The 356-nt window shown below is 74.7% G+C and carries 1 protein-coding gene; it reads right to left on the reverse strand.

Annotated elements, in window-relative coordinates; genetic code table 11:
• Positions 1-88 precede the first annotated feature (88 nt).
• Positions 89-356 (reverse strand): 3D domain-containing protein (locus tag AC1DN0_RS42010; protein ID WP_477146747.1); only part of this gene is annotated, 268 nt, incomplete at its 5' end.

The following is a 356-nucleotide window of genomic DNA, read 5'->3' on the forward strand; positions in this document are numbered from 1 at the left end:
GCGTGAAGCGGGCCTCACGCCGCAGCGTGGCCACGCCGGCATGGCCACGCTGCGGCGCACGCGCCCACCGCACCAGGGCGGATAGCGCTTACGGTGCCTTCGGCAACGCCGCGCCCTTCGGCCACAGCATCCAGATGCTGCCCTTCTGCTTCATGTCGCCGGCCAGCTTGCCGGCGGCGTCGCCGGTGCCCCAGAACAGGTCGGCGCGCACTTCGCCGGCGATCGCGCCGCCGGTGTCCTGCGCGGCCACCGGGCGTACCACCGGGGTGCCGTCCGGGCGGGTGGTGGACAGCCACAGCAGGCTGCCTAGCGGCACCACGGTGCGGTCCACCGCGACGCTGTAGCCGGCGGTGAGC

Source organism: Cupriavidus sp. 05N39 (assembly GCF_056397325.1).